Here is a 22729-nt window from a genome sequence, read left to right on the forward strand (position 1 = left end):
CAGCCAATTAATTCATGTTTAGAGGAATCTCAATGAAAAACTCAGTACCCTTGCCTAATTTTGTTTTATACTTTAGATTACCACCATGTTTTTTTACCACAATTTGATAGCTGATTGATAGTCCTAATCCTGTACCCTTCCCTATAGGTTTAGTGGTAAAAAATGGATCAAATATCTGTTTTTGAATTGCTTCTGGAATACCTGTTCCACTATCATAAATTCGCACTACTGCATAATTTTCAGGTGAAATTTCGGTGCGAATGCGGATTTTTGGTTTTGTGGTTGGTAAATTTTGACTCTGAATTTTATCTGGATGAGAGTTGCTATTATTTATGTTTGCTTCACTGAAATTATCTAAGCTATCAATAGCATTATTTAAAATAATCATAAACGTTTGATTCAGTTCTGCTGGATAGCATTCTATCTGGGAAAGATTACCATATTCCTTGATAACTTGAATTTCTGGAGATGTTTTTGTAGCATTCAATCTATGCTGTAAAATTAATAGGGTATTATCAATTCCTTCATGGATATCCACAAATTTTCTTTCTGATTCATCCAACCTTGCAAAGTTACGTAAAGACAAAACTATATTTTCTATGCGCTTACTGCCCATTTCCATAGAGGCTAAGATATTGGGTAAATCTACAATCAAAAAATTCACATCTATGGTTTCGGAGTGTGCTTTAATTTCTGGATGTGGCTGGGGACAGTGCTTTTTGTAAAGTGATAGTAAGTCAATGAATTCTTGAAAACTGGTCTTCAAATAACTGAGATTAGCATGAATAAAGTTAACGGGATTATTGATTTCATGAGCTATGCCGGCTACCATATTACCCAGTGAAGACATTTTTTCAGTTTGAATCAGTTGGATTTGAGTTTGTCGTAACTTCTCTATAACTTGATTCAACCGGTGATTAGTCCCACGTAGATTTTTTTCAGCTTGTTGACGGTGGCTAATATTTTTTCTTAATTTCGCTAAATTAATTCTTAGTTCTAACTGGCTAATTACTTGGCGACTCAAGGCTGCTAATGCTTGACTTTGTTCTGCACTCAATTCTCTTGGTACACGATCAATTACGCATATAGAACCAATAGCAAAACCATCAGGTGTGACTAGAGGTGCGCCTGCATAAAATCTAATGTTAGGGTCAGATGTGACTAAGGGATTATTAGCAAATCGCGGATCTTTTAAGGCATTTGGCACAATTAGCAAGTCTTCTGGCTGACATATAGTATGAGCGCAAAATGCCTGTTCTCTGGGTGTTTCTGTGACTTCCAGACCAATTTTTGATTTAAACCATTGCCGATTTTGATCTATCAAACTGACTAAAGCAATGGGAGTACCACAAATATAGGCAGCTAAAGCTGTTAAATCATCGAATGCTTGTTCAGAATCGGTATCAAGAATATTGTAGTTTAAAAGTGCCTTTAGTCTATCTTCTTCGTTTTGAGGTGTTGGTGATTTTTCCATTTACCGGAATAAACACTTGTGGATATGTTTTCCATAATACATAATTACCATATTATGTTCCATCAGCCGAAGATAAATGGCTAGGTAAACAGAAAATCAAGAAATTATAAAGTTGCAATAACAGATTATATGTGATACCCTAGAAGGGTTGTCTAATCTCGCACATTCAGTCATTCGGGTGTTTCTGTGATGGAAATACAACTGGATGGAGGTTTAACCCGAATATAGGAGTTCAAAAAAATATGCCAGTAGTTTCATTGGCTCAAATGATGGAGTCAGGGGTACATTTCGGGCATCAAACCCGGCGTTGGAACCCCAAAATGTCTCCGTACATTTATACTTCTCGCAATGGCGTACACATCATTGACTTGGTGCAGACTGCCCAGTTAATGGAAGATGCTTATAGCTATATGCGATCGCAGTCTCAGCAAGGTAAAAAATTCCTGTTTGTTGGTACTAAGCGCCAAGCTGCGGGAATTATCGCCCAAGAAGCTGCTCGTTGTGGCTCCCATTATATTAACCAACGTTGGTTGGGTGGAATGCTCACCAACTGGGCGACAATCAAAACCAGAGCCGATCGCCTGAAAGATTTAGAACGTCGTGAAGAAAGCGGCGCACTAGATTTACTACCCAAAAAAGAAGCTTCTATGTTGCGTCGAGAGATGACGAAGCTGCAAAAATACCTGGGTGGGATTAAGAATATGCGGAAAGTCCCCGATGTGGTAGTGATTGTAGACCAACGGCGGGAATATAACGCAGTTCAAGAATGTCAAAAACTGGGATTACCAATTGTGTCTATGCTAGATACAAATTGTGACCCAGATGTAGTAGATATCCCCATTCCAGCCAATGATGATGCTATTCGGTCTATTAAATTGATCGTTGGCAAATTGGCAGACGCGATTTTTGAAGGTCGTGGCGGTCAGCTGGAAGGTGAAGACGATTACGAAGATTATGACGGTTCTGAGTATGATGACGAGTACGACGACAGCGAATCGGCTGAAGCGTCTGGTGACTCTTCTTCTAGTGAAGGAGCATAAACAGAATCAGTAGAAGAAACATTGAGTATGGAGACTAAAAAGCTCACGCTTCGTACTCAATTCTTCACAGTTCATACTTCATCGCTTTTTTTTCACCAGCCCTGAGTAAGATAGAAATACTCAACACCCGTGAGCGATTACAACTCAAGGTCAAGTTAGGAATTGAGGCAACATGGCGGAAATATCTGCAAAACTCGTCCAAGAGCTACGCCAAAAAACTGGTGCAGGCATGATGGACTGCAAAAAAGCGCTGAAAGAAAATGACGGCGACATTGAAAAAGGTATAGAGTGGCTGCGACAAAAGGGGATTGCTTCAGCAGGTAAGAAAAGCGATCGCGTGGCAGCAGAAGGTCTAGTAGACACCTACATTCAACCCAATGGTCGAGTGGGTGTACTCATAGAAATTAACTGCCAAACCGATTTTGTCGCCCGTAACGAAGCTTTTAAAGCTCTGGTTAAAAATCTGGCACAGCAAGCAAGTACGGCTGATAGTGTTGAATCTTTGTTGGCTCAACCCTATATTGAAGAAAACAGCGTCTCTGTAGACCAGTTCATCAAGCAAACCATCGCCCAGCTAGGTGAAAATATTCAAGTGCGTCGCTTTGTCAGTTTTGCCCTCCCAGAAGGCAAACAGGGTATTGTAGACAGCTACATTCACACTGGCGGTCGAGTTGGTGTTTTGCTAGAAGTGAACGCCCAAACTGAGTCAGCAGCTCAGAATGAAGAGTTTCAAGCATTGGCGAAAAATGCGGCAATGCAAGTTGCAGCTTGTCCCAATGTGGAGTATGTCAGCGTGGACGAAATCCCAGCTGAATTTGCCCAAAAAGAAACAGAAATTGAAATGGGGCGCGATGATTTGGGCAACAAACCCCAGAACATCAAAGAGAAAATCGTTCAGGGACGGATTGAAAAACGCCTGAAGGAATTGACTTTGTTGGATCAGCCTTTCATTCGTGATCAGAGCATTTCTGTGGATGACTTGGTAAAACAAGTTAAAGGCAAAGTAGGCGAAGATATCAAGGTAAATCGCTTCGTGCGCTATATCCTTGGTGAAGGTATTGAGAAAGAAGAGAGTAATTTTGCTGAAGAAGTCGCTGCTCAAATGGGTAGCAAGTAACTTTAGTCAAAAGTTAGGAGTTGTCTTTATATAGCAGGGAACAGGGAACAGGCTCGAAACTCTTTAATTGTGAGGGTTTCATTATCTGTTTCTGTCCTAACCTCCTTGGCGGTTGCTATAACTCATTACTTGTGTACTCACAGGCCAGTTATCATGAATTGGCCTGTGTTTTTGTTGGTTAGTCAAGGTGGTGGTGAGGAAGAACGGAGAAACCACAAATGAACACAGATCAATAAAAATAGGTATGGTTGTACCAAAATAAAGCGTGGCTGATGCTAGGCTACGCTATCAAATAAGTGATTCATTAAAGAAGATATGGCTAGAGCTATTGAGCTAATTGAAAAGGATATTGTAACGTTACAAGCAGCGATTCGGGCGATCGCCGCAGAACTCCAGAATGCTTATGACAGTTATTTAACTACTTTGGGGCAAGCTTTACGAAAACAGTTGATCTTAGCAACTTACCATCTATGCACCCAAGGATATCCGGAAAATTTCTTACGTTTATCTCTGAATCAACGCCAAAAATTACAGCAAGCTATCCGTAATTCTGGTCAAGAAGCGGCTGAGTTATTACTTTCTTATCTCCAGAGTCAGGCAGAATCGGAGGATGAGGTAGAACAGAACAAGGAAGTACATCAGGACGAGCAGGTAGAACCGGAGGAAGAAGTAGATCAGCAGGATGAGGCAGAATCGGAGGATGAGGTAGTAACATATATTTTATCTGATTCATCTGCTTTACCCTTGATAAATTCAGTCCTGAAAAGCTTCGCCCCTGATTTATCCAACCCCGTAGAACTAGCAAAATGGCAACAAAATCTGGAGAATTTTATTCAACAGGTACTGAAAAATGTCTCTCGTGATGCTAACCTTTTGTTACAAAAAGCTAGTATCTTACCCAGTAAATTACCAGAACCAATTTTAGAAGCGGCGGCGGCTGTCTCAGAAGCATCTGCTGAGGTAATACCAGGGCCAGCTAATCTCTTAAATGTGGTGGTGGAAATCACAAATGAAGAAGATCCAGAGGAATCCAGACTCACACAGATTATGGCGATTAACCTCAGATTGGGGGAAATTGAATTTGCTGACACCACACTTTCATCTGCACGCAGACAAATTCGCCATGTTTTAGTTGAGTTAAACAAGTTGGGGCGAGATTATCAAAAAAAACAACGGGAACGGTCAATTGCAGAAGCTGAATCTGCATGGCGTGCTAGTTGGTTTGAGTAGTACGTGGGAAGTGGGGAGTAAAGAATTTGGGATTTTGGATTTGCGATTTTAGATTGCAGTCTAATCCAAAATCTAAAATCTAAAATCTAAAATTGATTGACCAATGACTAATGACACACCAGATTGGGTAAGATTGCAGAAGGCCTTGGCAATAGAAGCTGATAAAGGCTTTACAGACTTAATGGGCAAACAATACCGCTTCAGTGAATTTCTCTGCTTGACCTTTGGGAAATTCCCCACAGCTTTGCCTTCTGTAGAACGTCGCCGTTGGCAAGAACTAGCGGTGAAATTTGCTAACTATCCCCATCTGGAAGAGTCAGAAAGACAGCATTTAGTCGCTGAAACTCGGAGGTATCTTTACCAACTACAGCAAGAACCAAAACCAAGCAGCACCGAGAAATCACAGATATACAAACGCCAAAATTCTCAACCTAAATCGCCAATTGTGGCGGAAGTGAGTCGGAGGTTAGCGCCAAATATTGATCAAAAACTCAGTGATTTACCAGAAATCGGCCCTCGTCAGGCGGATAAATTAGCGGCGCTGAATTTGCTGACTGTGCGGGATTTGCTGTTCTACTATCCCCGTGACCATATTGACTATGCGCGTCAGGTGAATATCCGGGAATTGCAGGGGGGTGAAACGGTGACAATTATTGCGAATGTCAAGCGTTGTAACTGTTTTACTAGCCCTAGAAATAAGAAGTTATCAATTTTAGAATTAGTCCTTAAAGATAATACTGGGGAAATTAAAATTACGCGCTTTTGGGCTGGGGCGCGTTTTGCTAGTCGTGGTTGGCAAGAAGGTTTAAAACGCCGTTACCCTGTGGGTAGTATTTTGGCGGCTTGTGGGTTGGTGAAAGAGGGTAAATATGGGTTGACGCTGGATAACCCGGAACTTGAGGTGTTAGCACATCCAGGAGATACTATTGATTCTTTGACTATTGGGCGGGTCGTGCCAATTTATGCCCTGACTGAGGGTGTGATGGCAAATATGGTGAGACAGGCGATTACGGCGGCTTTACCAGCTACGGTTGACCTGAAAGATCCGTTGCCGAGAGGGTTAAGGAAAAAGTATAATTTGATGGAATTGAAGGATGCGATCGCCAATATCCATTTTCCTGATGACAGCGTTACTCTGCAAACAGCCCGTCGTCGCCTCGTATTCGATGAATTTTTTTACCTGCAACTGGGCTTATTACAACGTCAGCACCAAGCCCGCCAAATCCAAACCAGTGCTGTTCTCGCCCCCAAAGGTCAGCTAGTCGAAAAATTCTCCGAAATTCTGCCTTTTCAACTCACTGGCGCACAGCAACGAGTCCTCAACGATATTCTCACCGACTTAGAAAAATCCACACCGATGAATCGTCTGATACAGGGCGATGTGGGTTCTGGTAAAACTGTCGTGGCGGTAATTGCGATCCTCGCCGCCATTCAATCTGGCTATCAAGCAGCGTTAATGGCTCCCACGGAAGTGTTAGCAGAACAGCATTACCGCAAGTTAGTCAGTTGGTTTAACCTGTTGCATTTACCCGTAGAATTACTGACAGGTTCTACCAAAGTTGCCAAACGGCGAGAGATTCACTCTCAGCTAATAACTGGGGAATTACCTTTATTAGTGGGAACTCACGCTTTAATTCAAGACACCGTTAACTTTAACCAATTGGGGTTAGTGGTAATTGATGAACAACATCGCTTTGGTGTGAAACAACGAGCCTTATTACAGCAAAAAGGCGACCAACCCCATGTATTAACTATGACCGCCACCCCCATTCCTCGGACTTTGGCATTAACAATACATGGAGATATGAATGTTAGCCAGATTGATGAGTTACCCCCAGGACGGCAAAAAATTCAAACCACTGTTTTAACGGGTCAGCAACGCACCCAAGCTTATGACTTAATTCGCCGAGAAATTGCCCAAGGAAGACAAGTTTATGTGGTTTTACCTCTGGTGGAAGAATCCGAAAAATTGGATTTGCGATCGGCCGTAGAGGAGCATCAGAAGTTACAAGAGAGTATTTTTCCTGATTTTCAAGTGGGATTGTTGCATGGTCGCATGAGTTCCGCAGAAAAGGACGAATCTATTACTAAATTCCGCGATAATCAAACGCAAATATTAGTTTCTACTACTGTTGTAGAAGTGGGTGTGGATGTACCTAATGCTACTGTAATGCTCATTGAAAATGCTGAAAGATTTGGCTTGTCCCAATTGCATCAATTGCGCGGGCGTGTTGGTCGTGGTGCGGCTCAGTCTTATTGTTTATTGATGAGTAGTTCTAAGAGTGCAGATGCTCAACAACGGCTGAAGGTCTTGGAACAATCCCAGGATGGCTTTTTTATCTCGGAAATGGATATGCGGTTCCGTGGTCCTGGGGAAGTGCTGGGAACTCGCCAATCGGGTGTAGCTGATTTTACCTTAGCCAGTCTGGTAGAAGATGAGGAAATTTTGCTGTTAGCCCGACAAGTTGCGGAGAAGGTGATAGAGATGGATGCAACTTTGGAACGTTGGTTGTTGATGAAAGCTGAGTTGAAGTATCGTTATGAACGGTTAATGGGTGGGGCGATTTTGACTTAATTTTATTTTTGTCTCACGCAAAGGCGCATCAGCGAAGCGAAGCACGAAGTGCGTTAGGCGCAAAGGTAGAAGATTTTATTAAGTGCATTGTTAAAGAGAGATGATTTTAGTTGAAGAATATGCACTCACTTTGGAGGATGAATAATGAAACACTATCACATTAATATTTTCTACAGTGAAGAAGATAATGGCTATATAGCTGATATTCCTGATCTGAAATATTGTTCGGCATTTGGTTCGACTGAAGAAGAAGCACTTAGTGAAGTATTACAAGCAAAAGCAGTATGGTTAGAAGCTGCCAAAATCGAAGGTAAACCAATACCTGAACCGAGATATCGACCTGCAATTTATGATAAAGCCTCATGATTAGAGTCTGTGTAGACGTACTCGCACGCGTTATTAAGAAAGCTAATCACTGTTTCTTGATCAGTACGGGCGTTAAATGTTCTGGAATACCATCTAATTGGATAACGTTACACCCAAGCTTATAAGCAAACTCTACAGATTCTCCAGCGCCCAGTGCATTATAAAAACCTGTTGCAAATTTGACGGCTGCTTTATCGCCAATCGCTTGATTCATTCCAATGACATAGGGGATATATTTGGCGATCGCACTTGCTTGCACTTCCGAGTAACAAGCGTTGAGAACAATACATTCAATTGTGGTGGAGAATAACTCAAAGAGTTTAGCCAGGGCTTCTGTGTCCACTAATTTCAAATTTCCCGCTTTGTTCTCCAGGGCCAAACCATCATCCTCTGAACCGTGACCGCTAAAATGAACGATTTGGGGTTTAAAGTCCAACAGTGCTTGGTAAACATCCTGAACGCGCACAGCCCAGCGTTGCTTCAAGTCAAATAGCTCCCGTTTTTTGGCTCTTTGCAATCCCGCATCAATTTCTCGTACCTCTTCATCTAATCGTAAGGGTGTGGTGTTTTGGGGATTAGATGCCAAAATTAAAATTATTTTTACAGCAGAATTGTGAGTTTCTGTTTGTGCTTCTTTCTGCTGTTGTTGTTGACCATAATTTGTGATATCACCACCGATTTGTTCAGCATTTACTGTATCTGCATTGACTAAACCGCCACCAAATTGAGCATTTTGTAAATTGAAATTAGATTCTTTTTTAGAACCTTGTGGCATGGTATCTCCTTGGTTATTATAATTTTCTGCGTAAAATTTAGGGGTTTGTAGTGCCGTATTTACCATATTTTCTAAACTACGAATTCTGCTATCTTTTTCTTCTAGCAATAATTTAATTTTTCGCTCTGGCAAGCCTTTTATCTTGTTATAAGTAGCGAAATATTCTGAACTCAGTTCAGACTTATCAGAGGTAGCTGCGGTTTTGGCACGAAGTAAAAATTTATCTTCACCTCGTACTTCCATGCCGACAATTCGCAAGTCAGCATCAGGGTGATTTTCTGCTAGCTGCTTAAATGAAATTGCGATCGCTCTGGGATCAACATCTTGGTTATGGTATAAATCCAGGGTGTCAAATATTGGTTTGATAAAATCCCCAAACTCCCCATCTGCAAAAACTTCTTTATGGTTATCTGGTTTGCGAAGCGGATCAGGTTTCTCTTTGGTGGGGAGTCGCATATAAACGTATTCACACCGTACACCATCAAATTTGGTGTCAGTAGTAATACCCCAATCTTGAATGTATACCCCAGTGAGCGTAGCCCCTGTCAAATCCGTGCCGTTAAGTTGTGTCTGTACTAATTTTGCTCTGGATAAATCTGCATCTTGTAAGTTGGCTTCGCTCAGATCTGCACCAATAAAACTGGCATCTACCAAATTAGCTCCTTGAAAATTTACACCTCGTAAATCGTCACGGTCAAAATTCTTCTCTTGCCCCTGACCTGTAACTAACACCTGACGTGCTTGTGCATTTTGCAGGTAAGTTGTGCCAAGGCGAACACGGTCAAGCATCTTTACTTGGTGAAAGCAGGTGCGGATAAGAATAGCACCTCGGAAATCTGTACTTTTTAGTTTGGCTTGAGTGAAATTAGCATCAGTTAAGTCTGCACCCCGAAAACTTGTGCCACCTGTAGCGGCTGCGGCAACAGCAATTTTTTGAATCCAGGTAAATTTTTCAGCGCCTTTTGATGCTTGCCAAGCAATGTAACTTCCTAACACAGAAATAATGGCAGTAGTCGTAGTTGATTCTATCGTAGGTAAATTTGCTGCTGAAACTATAGCCAGTATAAAACTTCCAAATATAGCTATAGGTACAGAGTTAAGTATCATTATAATTACAGTCTGAGCCAAAGCTATAGCTGCAAGACTAGTGGCAATTGAAGATAATGCTCCTATACCAACAAAAAATGCTTGGCTAATTGCAGTAATATGTCCAATTAAAGCTAAAGCAATCAGTAAACTGGGAACTAGTACTAATAATCCTAAAAGTAAACCGTAGAGAAAATCTTTCCAGAAAGTAATTCCAATAAAAATTGATAAAGAAAATAAGATAAATGTATTAGATATAATAGCAATGTCTGTGGTTTTAGGATGCAAAGTAAAATAAAAAGCAAAAATACCACCTAGTCCTGCAATAATTCCTGCTAAAGCTACTAACAACAGTGAAAATACAACTAAGTAAAATATTTTAATCGATTGTAATCCAGAATTTGTATAACTAAAGTTTGCCTCTTTTAAGATAGCTTTTGTAAAGCTTGCGCCTCTAAGATCAGCACCCTGAAAATTAGCACCACTAAGGTCTTCACCCTTAAAAGACTTTCCACATAGATTCTGTCCAGAAAAATCTTTAAACATTTATTTATGGTTCTTAGAGGATGTTTGAAAAGTCGGAAAGGGTGTAAAAAAGCTCTCTCAGTATAAGCTGTGAATAAATAATAGACAGCACCGAGAGAGTAACATGAGTAAAGCATACCCCAGCAACCTGACCCACGCCCAATATGAATTTCTGAGTGACCTGATTCCAGAGCAAAACCAGGTGGACGCAAGCGTGAAGTAGATATGTGGGAAACGACTCAAATATATAGAACCCATTTGACATCTTTTACTGTCTTGAAGTAAAGTGACTGCAAAAGTCGTATCCAGTAGTTATGCCATACTCTAGCAGCCTGACAGACGAAGAGTGGACAATCCTTGAACCCTTACTGCCTCAGATATTACCCTCTAAGAAGCAGACCAGACCGCCTAACTGGACAAAGCGAGAAATTTTGGATGGCATCTTCTATCAACTCAAGAATGGCTGCAATTGGCAAGACTTGCCCAAAGACCTACCTCCCTACTCGACAGTCTATTGGCATTACAAGCAATGGCGAGACCAAGGAGCGCTCGACAAACTGATGAGCATTTTACACGCTCAAGTGCGTGAACAGGTTAAAAAAAACCCAAGTGGACAACGTTGCTGATTATCGACTCGCAAGCCGTAAAAAACACCTGTAATGCCAGCGCTGCATCAAAGGGATATTGTTTCTACAAATCTACGAATGGTATTAAAAAGCATCTAGCTGTTGATACTCTGGGGTTTCCCTTGTTCACTCATTGCACCAAAGCGAATGTATCTGATGATCAGGGTTTGATTGAGATGTTGACTAAAAACATCAATTATTTCAAATCCAAGCCTGTCAATATTCCCAAAATCACCATCCTACTAGATCACGGTTATCACCCTGAACATCTGAGGGCAGAATTAAAAAAGGTTTATCCCCAGATTATGACGAAAATCAGGTTTCAACTTTCGCCAAAACCATCAAAACAAGAAAAAAAGGAATTAGGGAAATCTGGGTTTGTTCCGGTTGCAGCCAGGTGGGTGATTGAACGGTCAAATGCTTGGATGGAGAGATGCAAAATTCTCGTCAAGAACTTTGAGCGAACTCTACCTAATGCGACTGCCAAGGTTAATCTTCGTTTTATTCGGTTGATGGTTCAGAGGCTTGCAGCCTCTTCTTAGATGTCAAATGGGTTCTATAGTTCACATTATTTGTGTTTTTCTCTACAATCTTCAATACATTGTTGACGATTAGATTCAGGTTTGAGAAAACAATCTGATTGACATATTACTAATAGTAGGTTCTTGGGAAGATCTCCGACTCTTAAAGGAATTCCTGAAGCTTCTGAAAGAATAAAATTAGAATCAAAATTTCTAGTAAATGATGCTGTATTTGATGTATTTTTTGCTTCAAAAGGAGGTTCTGTATTATTAAAGGATTTAATCAAATTTATACTAGCAGCTTGAGCTTCTTCAAGTGATTTAATCCAAACTTGGAATAAGTGCTTCTGTTCAGGAGTGTAATTATCCCATTCGGAGCCTTGTAATTCTTCGCTCATAAAATTAATTGTGTATTAAATAGTAGGTTGCAGCATCCAATTTTGTTCTTTGGATACAGATATACCACGAACAATGCCGTAAACTCAACGCTTTTAAGCACATTTATAGTGTAACCACCGTTGTTCCTCCGTACCGTTTGCGGTTTAGGGTCTAGTGTCACTCCCTTAAATGCTGGAATCTGCATTCTTAGCGAAAAGCCCATCTATAATTAATATTTTGACGTTAAATCCATTCGTGAACAACAAGAATTTGAGCCTCTGGACTGAGAAACTGTAACATCTGACATACTAAACTCTGAATCATCAGCTATTCCTAACGCCACCATCAGAAAAAAGAATGTGGGGATCGCTTGCTCTATTCTTCACGATTTGTTACAAAAGTATAAAGAACTTCTAGAGACCCAAAACTTCATGTTCGGCGGACTTACTGGTTTAAAAGATTCCAAAGAGACGGATTGGGGAGAGCGGATGCTCAATACAGTCGCCAGTCAAACGATTCGCCACTTGTTTACCCAAAGCGAGTCAGTAGAAGTCTTTGTGCGCTGCTATCCCTCCAGCAAACTCTTGCAAGGCAGCATTGATAGCTTTAAGATGAGCGGTACTGGCTTGGTGATTCGCAAGGATTTCTTGGTCGAGGAAATGTCCTTTGAAACCGATGCAGTTGCCATTGACTTCGGTGGGGTTCTGAGTGGTAAGCTGAACCTGAAGCAACCGACCCAGGCGATCGCCCACGTAGTATTATCAGAAGCAGGGATTAACCAAGCCTTCAATGCTCAACTGGTGACACAGCATCTGGTTAACCTCACTGTACCCTCCCTGACAGAAATATCCGGCGGTCAACCAGTTTCCTTTACCGATATTCAAGTAGAACTCTTAGCAGATAATCGTCTGCGGATGTTCGCAAAAGCAGATTTAAATAATGGAGAAATCGTCCCACTGAGGATGGTGATGACTGTAGCAGTGGAAAGACGGCGGCGGATTTCCTTTAAAAACCCCCAAATTGAACTGGAATCAGTCCCAGAAGCCCAACGGGAAGTCTCCCAAACATTGAGTATGGCGCTGGCGGAAATTTTAGATAATATGGTTGACTTGGATCGCTTTGACCTGGATGGTGTGAAATTGCGACTTAATCGTTTAGAAACTGAAGGTAAAAGATTAATTTTCAGTGGATATGCAGAGATAGAACGTATTCCCCGCAATCCTTAAATCAGTTATCAGTGAACAGTGATAACTGATAACTGATAACTGTTAACTGTTATCTTCCCACACCGACATATTGGAAACCAGCCTTGACCATAGTTTCAGGGTCGAGGAAGTTCCGACCATCAATGATCACAGGATGGCTCATCAATTTTGCCATTTTAGTGTAATTTAAACTGCTAAACTGTTGCCATTCGGTGACTAATACTAAAGCATCGCAACCGTCGGCTAGTCTTTCTGCATCGGTTTCTACTAACACGCCCGTGAGACCATGACGTAAACCTGTTTGGGACACAATGGGGTCGTAGGCTTTTACCTTAGCTCCTAGTCGGTTAAGCTGCTCAATCAAGTTGAGTGCTGGCGCATCCCGCATATCATCGGTATCTGGTTTGAAGGTTAAACCCAGAAGTCCTACTGTTTTACCTTTGAGAATTTTGAGAACTTGTTGCAGTTTTTCTAAAGCAATCAGGCGTTGGCGCTCGTTGACACTCACAGCAGCTTTCATAATCTGAGCTTCATAGCCATAGTCTTCAGCTGTGTGAATCAGTGCGGAGACATCTTTGGGGAAGCAGGAACCACCCCAACCAATACCAGCGTTTAAGAATTTGTTCCCAATGCGAGAATCTAAACCGATACCTTTTGCTACTTGGGTAACATCCGCACCAACGCGATCGCAAATATTCGCAACTTCATTAATAAAGCTGATTTTGGTGGCTAAAAAGGCATTAGCAGCGTATTTGATCATCTCTGCGGAACTCAGGTCTGTGGATAATACAGGCACTGGTGGTAAAGATTTATCAGCAGCATACTGGCGTTCGACAATTGGTGTATAGAGTTCTTTCATTAAGGCGATCGCTCTTTGACTATTCCCGCCTAAAACGATACGATCTGGGTTAAAGGTATCATAAACTGCCGAACCTTCACGTAAAAACTCTGGGTTACTAACCACATCAAATTCAGGTAAATCTTCCGGTGATTTGGACTCAATTGGTACACCACCTGCGGGGACGAGAGTTTTTTGACGTTCTGCAATCCCATCTAAAACAATCATTCTTACCCAGTCACCAGAACCAATTGGGACTGTAGATTTATTGATAATTACCTTATAACCGCCGTTGAGATTTTCCCCAATCCCACGAGCCACAGCTTCCACATAGCGGGTATCACTTTCGCCAGTGGGTAAAGGTGGTGTTCCCACAGCAATAAATAGAACTTCCCCGTGGGCAACTCCGGCGGCGATATCTGTAGTAAAATGAATCTTCTCTGCTTTAATAGCAGACTGCATAATTTCTGAAAGTCCCGGCTCAAAAATGGGGGACTGCCCAGATTTCATTAATTTAACTTTTTCTTCATTATTATCTACGCAAATCACATCATGGCCGATATGAGCCAAACAAGCACCTGTAACCAAACCAACGTAGCCAGTACCGATTACGCAAACACGCATTTAGTGTAAATCCTCACTTTTTCAAGGTTAGCTTTCGCAAAAACAAGTGTCAAATATGACAATTGTTTTTCACTGGTAAGACCAGTCAAAAGAAGCAGGGGAGCAGGGAGAAGACCCAGGCGGAGCTTTGTACCCCTTCCCCCATACTTCTTCAGTAACTATGGCACAGGCTACTAGATCAACCTGCACAAATATTTCTAGCAGCGTTTATGGCTACCACCAAACCAATTCTAGGTATGAGCTGTCATGACTTCGCCTGCGGTGCGGCTTTGCCGATCGCGGAAATCTGCTACTGTTAGTTTTAAGCCTTCTTGTAGGGGAATCGTCGGTTCCCAATTTAACAAAGTTTTAGCTTTAGTAATATCAGGTTGACGACGACGGGGATCATCAGAAGGTAGTGGCTCAAACTTAATTTTTGCGTCCGGGTTGACCATATTCTGTACAGCTTCAGCCAATTCCAAAATTGTGTATTCCCCAGGATTTCCCAAATTCACAGGGCCAACGTAGTCACCATTCATCAGGCGGATAAACCCTTCTACTAAGTCAGAAACATAACAGAAACTCCGAGTTTGGGAGCCATCACCATACACAGTTAAAGGATTACCCTGTAAAGCTTGCACAATGAAATTACTCACCACCCGTCCATCATTTTCTAACATTCTCGGCCCGTAGGTATTGAAAATCCGGGCGACGCGAATCTCGACTTTATTTTGTCTGTAGTAATCAAATGCCAAAGTTTCGGCAATGCGTTTCCCTTCGTCGTAACATGAACGGATACCGATGGGATTAACGCTACCCCGATACTCTTCGGTTTGGGGATGAACTTCTGGATCACCGTAAACTTCGCTAGTTGAAGCCAAAAAGAACCTCGCCTTCACCCGTTTAGCTAGTCCCAACATATTCATTGTCCCCATGACGTTAGTTTTCACAGTTTTCACAGGGTTGTACTGATAATGTACGGGAGAAGCGGGACAGGCTAAATGATAAATTTGATCCACTTCTAAGCGAATTGGTTCTGTGATGTCATGGCGAATCAATTCAAAATTGGGATTATTGATCCATTTGAGGATATTATTTTTATGGCCTGTGTAAAAGTTATCTAAGCAAATAACCTCATGTCCTGCGGGTATTAACCTATCAATTAGATGGGAACCAATAAACCCACTACCGCCTGTGACTAAAATTCTCATAGTTTCCCAGTAACTTTATAAATAATTATATTTGCTTTTTAACACTACGTTAGAGTACCAAGTTTTGAGTCACAAATAGATAAATTGTGACACCAGTGAGATTACAATGTATCAAATATAGCCTGAATATAGTTGTATTTGGGTGAGAATTCATCAAATATTTAACCTCGTGATTTTACTCAAGGTTAGTGAAAGCAGGGAATAGGGTTTAATGATCTGTTTGTGTCCGAACCTGATTGGCGATTGCTATAAGTAAAAAACAGCCGATTTATGGATTAACTAATCAATGTGGGTGAGGAAATATCTGGGATGAAAATTTTCTTTTGACTGTCTTGGGGTTCTCCCAACATCACAATAGAGCAGGTAAGTTGTCCAGCTAACTGGGTAGTCATATCGCTGATAGCTAACCCACCAGCATGGGAACGATTACGAATAAAAGGTAATACGACTAAATCATATAATCTGGCTGCCTGTAAAATTGCTTGGGTAGCATTTTCATGGGCGATAATTTGAATGTCTGGGGGATTAACCAGGTCTAATTGAGAGATTAATTCCGTGAGGTGCGATCGCGCCAGCGCTGATTTGTCAGTTCGCTTGGAGGCGATTTCGGGGGAATTGCTCCGGCTATGATTTCGCCACCCACGAGGTTCACTGCTGCATATATGAAGGACAGTAACTTGGGCTTGATTAGCCTCAGCTAGCATTTGGGCGAATTCTACAGGTTGCAATGGTGAGGCTGTTAAATTTTCTATTGGTACTAAAATACGTTGAATTTTTTTGGGTGAGTCCATCAGGCGTGTCACTGCTACAGGACAATGAGCAGACCAAATGACGTTATCAATGACATTACCAAACAACCTCGCTCTGAATCCAGTGTGTTTACCCCAACCCATGAGAATTAAACTGGCTTGTTGTTCACGCGCGGCGCGACTAATACCTAAAGCAAAAGCATCATCAATTCGCAGTAATGGTTCTGCTTCTACTCCTAATAATCGACTTTGGGCTGTGGCTTTTGCTAGTAACCGTTGACTACGGCGCAGAGAAGCTTCTAACTGTGGTGCATCCATTTGGGCAGCAGCTGTGGCGATCGCCAATGGTATAATTTTAGCCTCGGCTTGATTGGCTAATAATGCCGCCATTTCCATCAAATACTGCTGAGTTTGAGGATTATACAGAGGTACAACTATCGTCACCGGAAGGTACTTTGTTTCTGTAGTCTCCTCCGATTCACTAGTCGCAGGTGCTTCTGGAACTGCTGTAACCACTAAAGCCCTGGCTGTCTGATTGGTCATCCATAGCCCTAACAGTGCCGTCACCACCATTAGCACCACCACACTATTTAAAACTGCTTCTGGTAGCAAACCAGCCCGATAACCCACAAAAGTAGCAGCTAAAGTTGTACCCATCTGAGGGATTGATAGCGACCATATAGTTAACACTTCTCCCCAGTTGTAGCCGTAAAGCAGTTTTGTACATAAAGCCGCCAGGAATTTGCTGCTGATTAAACCCACTACAATCAACACCGTTAATTCCAGGGTGGTAACTGTCGCCGATAGGTTAATCATTAACCCAAAATTAACTAAGAAAATAGGAATAAATAGGACACTACCAATAAATATCAGCTTGTTTTTTAGTGGTCCCTCACCCACGCCTGTGTTAACTACTAAACCTGCTAAAAATCCGCCAATAATTGGTTCTATGCCAATAAATTGAGCGCCTACCACCGCTAGAAATACGGTGAACAACACAAATAACAACTTATTGCCTTCATCGTCTCCACATCGCCGGAAAAATTCTTTCCCTGCCCAATCACATCCGGCTAAAATAATTATGGTGTAAACACTCAACCACATTGATAAGGGCAGTAATTCATCTAACTGAAATATCTCAGTGCTATTCCTAGTTAGACAAATAGCTAATACCAGCACAGCACTAAGATTAGTAAAAACCGTGCCTCCCATTGTGACAGTGACTGCTTCGTTATGATTGATGACCCCCAGACGACGGAGAATAGGATAGGCTACCAGGGTATGAGAAGCCAATACAGAACCCATTAACAGCGCCCCATTCCACCCCAAATCAAATATCTGTCCTATGAAGATACCAATGATTAAGGGGAAACTAAAGGTAAGAAGACCAAATCCCAAGGAGCGTTGTTTGCGGCGGCGGAAATGCTTGATTTCCACTTCTAAACCTGCTACAAACATCAAATAAAGTAAACCAATATCTGATAGCAAGCTGGGAATTGGTGATTCTGTGTGAAAAAAGTTCCAGCCTGATGGACCCAATACCACCCCAGACAAAACTAAGCCGATTAATCCCGGTAGTCTCAGTCTCTCAAACAGGATGGGTATGACTAAAATCACCACTACCAACACAGCAAAGGCTACTATTGGTTCCTGGCTGAGAACTTGAGAAGTTGGTTCCACGGCAAGAACTTGTAATATTAATTCCATAGATTGGACTTTTAGGAGCGACGTAAAATTAGAATTATTTAGTAGAAAGGGGAGTTAAAATTGACTGTTGAAGTAACAGCTACCCAGATAAAAAATTCACAAATGTTTATTGACATTACTGAGCTAACTGTCTAATAATTAGCTGCCTATGGATGGATTTGACTTAAAATAAACCGTAAGCGATCGTAATCATCTTTTAATAAAACGCTGAGAGTTCGTCCAGCTTTAGTTAGCCATTGTTTGTCAGTTTTGCGTAACTGGTAAACATGACGAATAGCTGCTGCTGTTAATGCTTCCACTGGCGCACCAGTTATGGTTAGTAACGTCCGCAAAAAATCTAGTTCCTCAGTGAATTTGATGATGGCTTCTGGTTCACAGAGATAAACTGCTTGGTGAATTTGCGGAGGACGAGGTGGCAAATACTGATATATCCCTTGGTTAGTGCCTAAAGACTGGGAGGAATGCCGAAACCCTACAATTACAGCCCGAAATTCAGTTTTCAGCATGGCAAAAATTTGGGGTTGTTCCTCGCGTAAATCTTGCAATGATAAACCCAGGGCTACAGCCCGATGTACTGAATCTATAGGCATGGTTGTGGCGTTATACAACACAGCATAAATTTCATTACCTGACTCTTCATCAACAGCACGTACCCAACTACCAAAAGGCGGCATGGGAGGGAAACTCAAGTCTTCTGGTTCCAAACATTGTGCTAAAAATTCAGTAGAAGTAGTTTCGATTACTTCCGCAATGTGGTTGGGATGGCGATCGCTTGTGGCAAACTGTGGTAAAGGTAGACGCATTTTAGTGATTTTTCCTTAGCCATGAGATTTGCAGTAATTAGTCACCAGTTTTTTTACTGACTGAATGACTAATAACTGATAACTAATGACTATTCGTCTATTTACCTTTTCTTCCGGCTGTCAGTTCTACCGGTTCTAATTCTGAGAGGCGAAAGGTAATCATTTTATCCCAGTTGCCACCTTCAAATATTACAGCTACCTTGCCATCACTGATCCGTTGTACAAGTCCTTCGTAGCGATAATAAGTGTCTGCGGGATTCTTGACGCGAACTGTTGATCCAGGCAGAATCATAATGTTTACCCTCGCTAGTTTACTATTAATAGCTTAATACCTATTCTTAGTCTACAGTTAAGGGTCTCTAGTTCCTAGCCTATTGAATAATGGAGATGTTCCCAAAATAGGATTTTTGCCAGAAATCTTAACCTTCAGGGAAAATACTATATAGGAGAATACTTCATGAATTTTAATAATGACCGGAACTACACAGCAGCTACCCTTAGCAACCTTAGAAAAATTTGTTTGGACTTGGCAGGACTATAAAATTCAATATACCGTCATGGGTACTGGTCGCCCTTTGGTACTGGTTCATGGCTTTGGTGCTTCTATCGGTCACTGGCGGAAAAATATTCCGGTTTTAGCTGATGCAGGTTACCGGGTTTTTGCTTTGGATCTTTTGGGCTTTGGTGGTTCGGATAAAGCACCAATTAATTACACTGTGGAAGTGTGGGTACAACTACTGAAGGATTTTTGGGACGCACATATCCAGGAACCTGCGGTATTTGTGGGTAATTCCATTGGCGCACTTTTAAGCTTGATGGTATTGGCGGAATATCCCGAAATTTCGGCTGGTGGTGTTTTAATTAACTCTGCTGGTGGTTTGAGCCATCGACCCCATGAATTAAACCCAGTTTTACGGATGGTGATGGCAGCTTTTAACAAATTTGTGCGATCGCCCATTACAGGTAAATTCGTCTATAATCGCATTCGTCAAAAATCCCAAATTCGTCGCACCCTATACCAAGTCTACCACAACCGGGAAGCCGTCACAGATGAATTAATTGATATTCTTTATACCCCATCTTGTGATCCCGGAGCGCAGGAAGTTTTTGCCTCCATCCTCACAGCCCCTCCTGGCCCCACTCCAGAGGAACTATTGCCCAAAATCACACGTCCATTATTAGTAGTTTGGGGTGCAAATGATCCTTGGACACCAATTACTGGGGCGAAGATTTATGAACAGGCCAGGGAGAATGGCAAAGATATCAAGATTGTTCCCATTCCTAACGCTGGTCATTGTCCCCACGATGAAGTTCCAGATATTGTTAACGCCCAGATTATCGCTTGGTTAGAGCAAAAACAATAGTTGAGCCTACAGATGCCCACTCTGGGCATCTATGGAGATAGATGCAAAGACTATTTTCTGCTCAATACAATCCATATTTGTGTAGAGAAAGTCATCATACTGGGTGAATACTTCTTACATTTGTTAATTACAGCTTGACAAAATCAAACTCAGATGGTGGTGTAATGAAGCTTGATATAGATAATCAAGAGGTGATTTGCCTCAGTCATTATCCTGATGTTTCCCAGTTAGGCTATAAAATCATTCAAGAACTAGGACGCAACGAAGTCGAGGGGCGCATTACTTATCTAGCTCAGGTTTGTAACTCTAATCAACAGGTAGTCATTAAAGAGTTCAATATTGCCATTACCAGTACTGACCTGTCGGGTTTAAAGACTTATGAACGTGAAATTCAAATCTTGCGACAACTTAATCATCCTCGTATTCCCCGCTATATAGAATCCTTTGAAACGACAAAAAATTTCTATTTAGTACAGGAATATAAAAATGCTCCATCACTAGGGTTACGACGCAGCTATAACCTGGAAGAAATCCAAAAAATAGCGATATCAATTTTAGAGATATTAGTTTATCTGCAACAAAGAGACGACTCAATTATTCATCGGGATATTAAACCAGAAAACATCTTGGTTGATGAAAACCTGAATGCTTACCTAGTTGATTTTGACTTGGCGAGGTTGCAGGGAGTGAAAACAGCCCTCAGCAGCTTTGCTTCTGGAACCCCTGGTTTTATGCCTCCAGAGGAACAGCTTGGCTATCCTCTCACCCAGGCTTCAGACCTGTATAGTTTAGGTGTCACACTGATTTGTTTACTAAGTGATACTCGTTCCATTGATATTTGTAAGTTAATAGATCACAAATATCGCTTTAATTTCCCAAAACCCTTGACCCAAGTTAATCCGCGTTTGAAATGCTGGTTAATGAAATTGGTAAAACTTAAGTGTAAACACCGCTATAGGAATGCTTCTCTAGCTTTAAAAGCACTTGAGAAAATTTCAGTTAGTTGTATGCATAGTAACACAGATACTTTAATGGCGGCAATTAAACTGAGACAAAAAACAGTTGTAATTTCCCTAGCCATAATTAGTATCATTGCAGCCGCAGCTACAACTGTGATCATTCCCCTCCCAGGAGGTATAGTCAACCGGATGGAAATCATGAAGTCGGGAGTAGGGAGTAGGGAGTAGAGGGTGTGGGAGGTGTGGGGAGTGTGGGGAGTGTGGGGAGTGTGGGGAGTGTGGGAGGTGTGGGGAGTGTGGGAGGTGTGGGAGGTGTGGGAGGTGTGGGAGGTGTGGGAGGTGTGGGGAGTGTGGGAGGTGTGGGGAGTGTGGGAGGTGTGGGGAGTGTGGGAGGTGTGGGGAGTGTGGGAGGTGTGGGGAGTGTGGGAGGTGTGGAGAGTTAATCGAGTAACCAATCATCTGGATGGGTAATCATATTTACTAACCCACTAAGGACTTGATTGTAAGTTCCGTAAAGTTCTCTTCCTTGTTCGACCGTGAGATACTGACATTTAACGGCAAACTTTAACCAAACTTGAGTTTCTGCCGCTTCTGCCTCGCAATCATTCAGTTTAGCCACAAAAGCTGCCTTATATCGGCGTTTTCTCCAAGCTTCTGCTAAATTAGCGCAGACTGAACGGGAGGAGCGACGAATTTGATCCGTCAATGAATATTTTTCTTCAACTGGGAACTTTTTAGAACATTCAAAAATTTGCATCGCTGTTTCAAATGCCAATTGATAAATGGCTAAATCCTCATGAGTTCTAAAATACTTTTTCCCTTTTTCTTCCATCATCTTTAATTGCAATCATTCTCCTCTTTATCTTCCCACACTCCCCACACCCCCCACACTCCCCAATTCCCTACCCAATGGCGAGTTCTAACAAACCAGGAGGGGGAGTAATTTCAATGCGACGGGAGGGTAAATCTACCACGGGGGCGATCGCCTTAACGAAGGGTATCAAAAGTTTCTTCGGTGATTGCGGCTGTGATGTTTCTGACTCGACATCTGGATTTTGCTGATGTAGTTTGACTTCCAATAAAAAATTACCAGCAGGAATTACATCTACCACCTCCCCCACCAGTTCCCCAGATTCCTGCATAAAAACCAACATCCCGATTAAATCGGTGACATGATATTCATCTTCACCCAATTGGGGGCGATCGCTAGCAGGAACCATCAACTTATAATCACGTAAAGCCTCAGCATCATTGCGATTTGTCACCCCAGCCAAAGAAATGATACAAAGATTTTTCCCTTCCACATAGCGTCCCGACAACAACTCCACAGGTTGCGGTTCCTGATCCCCAGGATGCCATAACCAACGAGTCCCCGGAACCTCAAACCGCTCCGGAAAATCCGACTCCGGATAAACCCGCAACTCCCCAGACAAACCTTGAGGAGCGACAATCTTCCCAATTTCCAACCATTCATCGGCATTGGGGACTGGGTTGAGAAACTTCCCCCCTGCTCCCTGCTCCCTGCTCCCCTGCTTCTTCTTGGCGACCTTTGCGCCTTGGCGGTTCGTTTTCATAAC

General features: G+C 42.0%; 21 protein-coding genes. 11 read left to right on the plus strand and 10 right to left on the minus strand.

The window, feature by feature from the left end; translation table 11 throughout:
- Window positions 1-7: 7 nt before the first annotated feature.
- Window positions 8-1474, minus strand: coding sequence for an ATP-binding protein (locus tag VB620_RS16240; protein ID WP_323197198.1), 1467 nt, complete (start codon window positions 1472-1474; stop codon window positions 8-10).
- Between the two features lie 242 nt (window positions 1475-1716).
- On the opposite strand from VB620_RS16240, the gene rpsB reads away from it, so the two are divergent.
- From rpsB to VB620_RS16265, 5 genes are all read left to right on the plus strand, one after another.
- Entirely contained in the window at window positions 1717-2514 is a 798-nt protein-coding gene (rpsB, locus tag VB620_RS16245; protein WP_323197199.1) for a 30S ribosomal protein S2, read from the plus strand.
- Between the two features lie 172 nt (window positions 2515-2686).
- On the plus strand, window positions 2687-3631 hold the full coding sequence (gene tsf / locus VB620_RS16250) for a translation elongation factor Ts (RefSeq protein WP_323197200.1): 945 nt from the start codon (window positions 2687-2689) through the stop codon (window positions 3629-3631).
- A gap of 315 nt (window positions 3632-3946) precedes the next feature.
- On the plus strand, window positions 3947-4861 hold the full coding sequence (locus VB620_RS16255; RefSeq protein ID WP_323197201.1) for a hypothetical protein: 915 nt from the start codon (window positions 3947-3949) through the stop codon (window positions 4859-4861).
- A gap of 103 nt (window positions 4862-4964) precedes the next feature.
- The gene (recG, locus tag VB620_RS16260) at window positions 4965-7436 is read left to right on the plus strand and encodes an ATP-dependent DNA helicase RecG (protein WP_323197202.1); all 2472 of its coding nucleotides are present in this window, start codon (window positions 4965-4967) and stop codon (window positions 7434-7436) included.
- A 144-nt stretch (window positions 7437-7580) separates the two neighbouring features.
- On the plus strand, window positions 7581-7802 hold the full coding sequence (locus tag VB620_RS16265) for a type II toxin-antitoxin system HicB family antitoxin (RefSeq protein WP_323197203.1): 222 nt from the start codon (window positions 7581-7583) through the stop codon (window positions 7800-7802).
- A gap of 46 nt (window positions 7803-7848) precedes the next feature.
- On the opposite strand, the gene VB620_RS16270 is transcribed toward VB620_RS16265, so the two are convergent.
- Complete coding sequence (locus VB620_RS16270; protein ID WP_323197204.1) at window positions 7849-10209, minus strand: pentapeptide repeat-containing protein; 2361 nt, start codon at window positions 10207-10209, stop codon at window positions 7849-7851.
- A 293-nt stretch (window positions 10210-10502) separates the two neighbouring features.
- Here VB620_RS16270 and VB620_RS16275 point away from each other — a divergent pair, with 293 nt between their 5' ends.
- Entirely contained in the window at window positions 10503-10814 is a 312-nt protein-coding gene (locus tag VB620_RS16275) for a transposase (protein ID WP_323197205.1), read from the plus strand.
- Window positions 10808-11356: a transposase gene (locus VB620_RS16280; protein WP_323197206.1), complete on the plus strand. Its 549-nt coding sequence runs from the start codon at window positions 10808-10810 to the stop codon at window positions 11354-11356. The genes VB620_RS16275 and VB620_RS16280 overlap by 7 nt, the downstream gene beginning before the upstream one ends.
- Window positions 11357-11382: 26 nt before the next feature.
- On the opposite strand, the gene VB620_RS16285 is transcribed toward VB620_RS16280, so the two are convergent.
- The gene (locus tag VB620_RS16285; RefSeq protein WP_323197207.1) at window positions 11383-11733 is read right to left on the minus strand and encodes a hypothetical protein; all 351 of its coding nucleotides are present in this window, start codon (window positions 11731-11733) and stop codon (window positions 11383-11385) included.
- 411 nt (window positions 11734-12144) lie between these two features.
- Here VB620_RS16285 and VB620_RS16290 point away from each other — a divergent pair, with 411 nt between their 5' ends.
- Window positions 12145-12939: an LmeA family phospholipid-binding protein gene (locus VB620_RS16290; RefSeq protein WP_323197223.1), complete on the plus strand. Its 795-nt coding sequence runs from the start codon at window positions 12145-12147 to the stop codon at window positions 12937-12939.
- Between the two features lie 49 nt (window positions 12940-12988).
- Here the strand turns inward: VB620_RS16290 and VB620_RS16295 are convergent, their stop codons facing one another.
- The 5 genes from VB620_RS16295 to VB620_RS16315 form a co-directional block, all read right to left on the minus strand.
- On the minus strand, window positions 12989-14380 hold the full coding sequence (locus VB620_RS16295; RefSeq protein WP_323197208.1) for a UDP-glucose dehydrogenase family protein: 1392 nt from the start codon (window positions 14378-14380) through the stop codon (window positions 12989-12991).
- A 230-nt stretch (window positions 14381-14610) separates the two neighbouring features.
- Window positions 14611-15570, minus strand: coding sequence for a UDP-glucuronic acid decarboxylase family protein (locus tag VB620_RS16300; RefSeq protein WP_323197209.1), 960 nt, complete (start codon window positions 15568-15570; stop codon window positions 14611-14613).
- 275 nt (window positions 15571-15845) lie between these two features.
- On the minus strand, window positions 15846-18026 hold the full coding sequence (locus tag VB620_RS16305) for a cation:proton antiporter domain-containing protein (protein WP_323197210.1): 2181 nt from the start codon (window positions 18024-18026) through the stop codon (window positions 15846-15848).
- 146 nt (window positions 18027-18172) lie between these two features.
- Window positions 18173-18829 carry an HAS-barrel domain-containing protein gene (locus tag VB620_RS16310; RefSeq protein ID WP_323197211.1) on the minus strand — a complete coding sequence of 219 codons (657 nt, stop codon included), beginning with the start codon at window positions 18827-18829 and terminating at the stop codon, window positions 18173-18175.
- 97 nt (window positions 18830-18926) lie between these two features.
- A complete protein-coding gene (locus VB620_RS16315; protein ID WP_323197212.1) occupies window positions 18927-19121 on the minus strand; it encodes an NAD(P)H dehydrogenase subunit NdhS in 195 nt (64 codons plus the stop codon).
- A gap of 178 nt (window positions 19122-19299) precedes the next feature.
- On the opposite strand from VB620_RS16315, the gene VB620_RS16320 reads away from it, so the two are divergent.
- The 3 genes from VB620_RS16320 (at window position 19300) to VB620_RS16330 (ending at window position 21595) form a co-directional block, all read left to right on the plus strand.
- Window positions 19300-20193, plus strand: a complete 894-nt coding sequence (locus tag VB620_RS16320) for an alpha/beta fold hydrolase (protein ID WP_323197213.1) — start codon at window positions 19300-19302, stop codon at window positions 20191-20193.
- A gap of 164 nt (window positions 20194-20357) precedes the next feature.
- Entirely contained in the window at window positions 20358-21380 is a 1023-nt protein-coding gene (locus VB620_RS16325) for a serine/threonine protein kinase (RefSeq protein WP_323197224.1), read from the plus strand.
- 5 nt (window positions 21381-21385) lie between these two features.
- Window positions 21386-21595, plus strand: coding sequence for a hypothetical protein (locus VB620_RS16330; RefSeq protein ID WP_323197214.1), 210 nt, complete (start codon window positions 21386-21388; stop codon window positions 21593-21595).
- On the opposite strand, the gene VB620_RS16335 is transcribed toward VB620_RS16330, so the two are convergent.
- Window positions 21592-21984, minus strand: coding sequence for a four helix bundle protein (locus tag VB620_RS16335; protein ID WP_323197225.1), 393 nt, complete (start codon window positions 21982-21984; stop codon window positions 21592-21594). The two genes, VB620_RS16330 and VB620_RS16335, sit on opposite strands and share 4 nt — an antisense overlap.
- 70 nt (window positions 21985-22054) lie before the next feature.
- Complete coding sequence (gene rimM, locus VB620_RS16340; protein WP_323197215.1) at window positions 22055-22726, minus strand: ribosome maturation factor RimM; 672 nt, start codon at window positions 22724-22726, stop codon at window positions 22055-22057.
- Window positions 22727-22729: the final 3 nt, after the last annotated feature.

It is taken from the genome of Nodularia harveyana UHCC-0300 (genome assembly GCF_034931085.1).
GTDB classification, from domain to species: Bacteria; Cyanobacteriota; Cyanobacteriia; order Cyanobacteriales; family Nostocaceae; genus Nodularia; species Nodularia harveyana.

What these genes read in the sequence shown, in the direction of transcription:
- VB620_RS16240 (WP_323197198.1), bottom strand. Translation starts at nt 1,474, where the DNA reads ATGGAAAAATCACCAACACCTCAAAACGAAGAAGATAGACTAAAGGCA.
- rpsB (WP_323197199.1), top strand. Translation starts at nt 1,717, where the DNA reads ATGCCAGTAGTTTCATTGGCTCAAATGATGGAGTCAGGGGTACATTTC.
- tsf (WP_323197200.1), top strand. Translation starts at nt 2,687, where the DNA reads ATGGCGGAAATATCTGCAAAACTCGTCCAAGAGCTACGCCAAAAAACT.
- VB620_RS16255 (WP_323197201.1), top strand. Translation starts at nt 3,947, where the DNA reads ATGGCTAGAGCTATTGAGCTAATTGAAAAGGATATTGTAACGTTACAA.
- recG (WP_323197202.1), top strand. Translation starts at nt 4,965, where the DNA reads ATGACTAATGACACACCAGATTGGGTAAGATTGCAGAAGGCCTTGGCA.
- VB620_RS16265 (WP_323197203.1), top strand. Translation starts at nt 7,581, where the DNA reads ATGAAACACTATCACATTAATATTTTCTACAGTGAAGAAGATAATGGC.
- VB620_RS16270 (WP_323197204.1), bottom strand. Translation starts at nt 10,209, where the DNA reads ATGTTTAAAGATTTTTCTGGACAGAATCTATGTGGAAAGTCTTTTAAG.
- VB620_RS16275 (WP_323197205.1), top strand. Translation starts at nt 10,503, where the DNA reads ATGCCATACTCTAGCAGCCTGACAGACGAAGAGTGGACAATCCTTGAA.
- VB620_RS16285 (WP_323197207.1), bottom strand. Translation starts at nt 11,733, where the DNA reads ATGAGCGAAGAATTACAAGGCTCCGAATGGGATAATTACACTCCTGAA.
- VB620_RS16290 (WP_323197223.1), top strand. Translation starts at nt 12,145, where the DNA reads ATGTTCGGCGGACTTACTGGTTTAAAAGATTCCAAAGAGACGGATTGG.
- VB620_RS16295 (WP_323197208.1), bottom strand. Translation starts at nt 14,380, where the DNA reads ATGCGTGTTTGCGTAATCGGTACTGGCTACGTTGGTTTGGTTACAGGT.
- VB620_RS16300 (WP_323197209.1), bottom strand. Translation starts at nt 15,570, where the DNA reads ATGAGAATTTTAGTCACAGGCGGTAGTGGGTTTATTGGTTCCCATCTA.
- VB620_RS16305 (WP_323197210.1), bottom strand. Translation starts at nt 18,026, where the DNA reads ATGGAATTAATATTACAAGTTCTTGCCGTGGAACCAACTTCTCAAGTT.
- VB620_RS16310 (WP_323197211.1), bottom strand. Translation starts at nt 18,829, where the DNA reads ATGCGTCTACCTTTACCACAGTTTGCCACAAGCGATCGCCATCCCAAC.
- VB620_RS16315 (WP_323197212.1), bottom strand. Translation starts at nt 19,121, where the DNA reads ATGATTCTGCCTGGATCAACAGTTCGCGTCAAGAATCCCGCAGACACT.
- VB620_RS16320 (WP_323197213.1), top strand. Translation starts at nt 19,300, where the DNA reads ATGACCGGAACTACACAGCAGCTACCCTTAGCAACCTTAGAAAAATTT.
- VB620_RS16325 (WP_323197224.1), top strand. Translation starts at nt 20,358, where the DNA reads ATGAAGCTTGATATAGATAATCAAGAGGTGATTTGCCTCAGTCATTAT.
- VB620_RS16335 (WP_323197225.1), bottom strand. Translation starts at nt 21,984, where the DNA reads ATGGAAGAAAAAGGGAAAAAGTATTTTAGAACTCATGAGGATTTAGCC.
- rimM (WP_323197215.1), bottom strand. Translation starts at nt 22,726, where the DNA reads ATGAAAACGAACCGCCAAGGCGCAAAGGTCGCCAAGAAGAAGCAGGGG.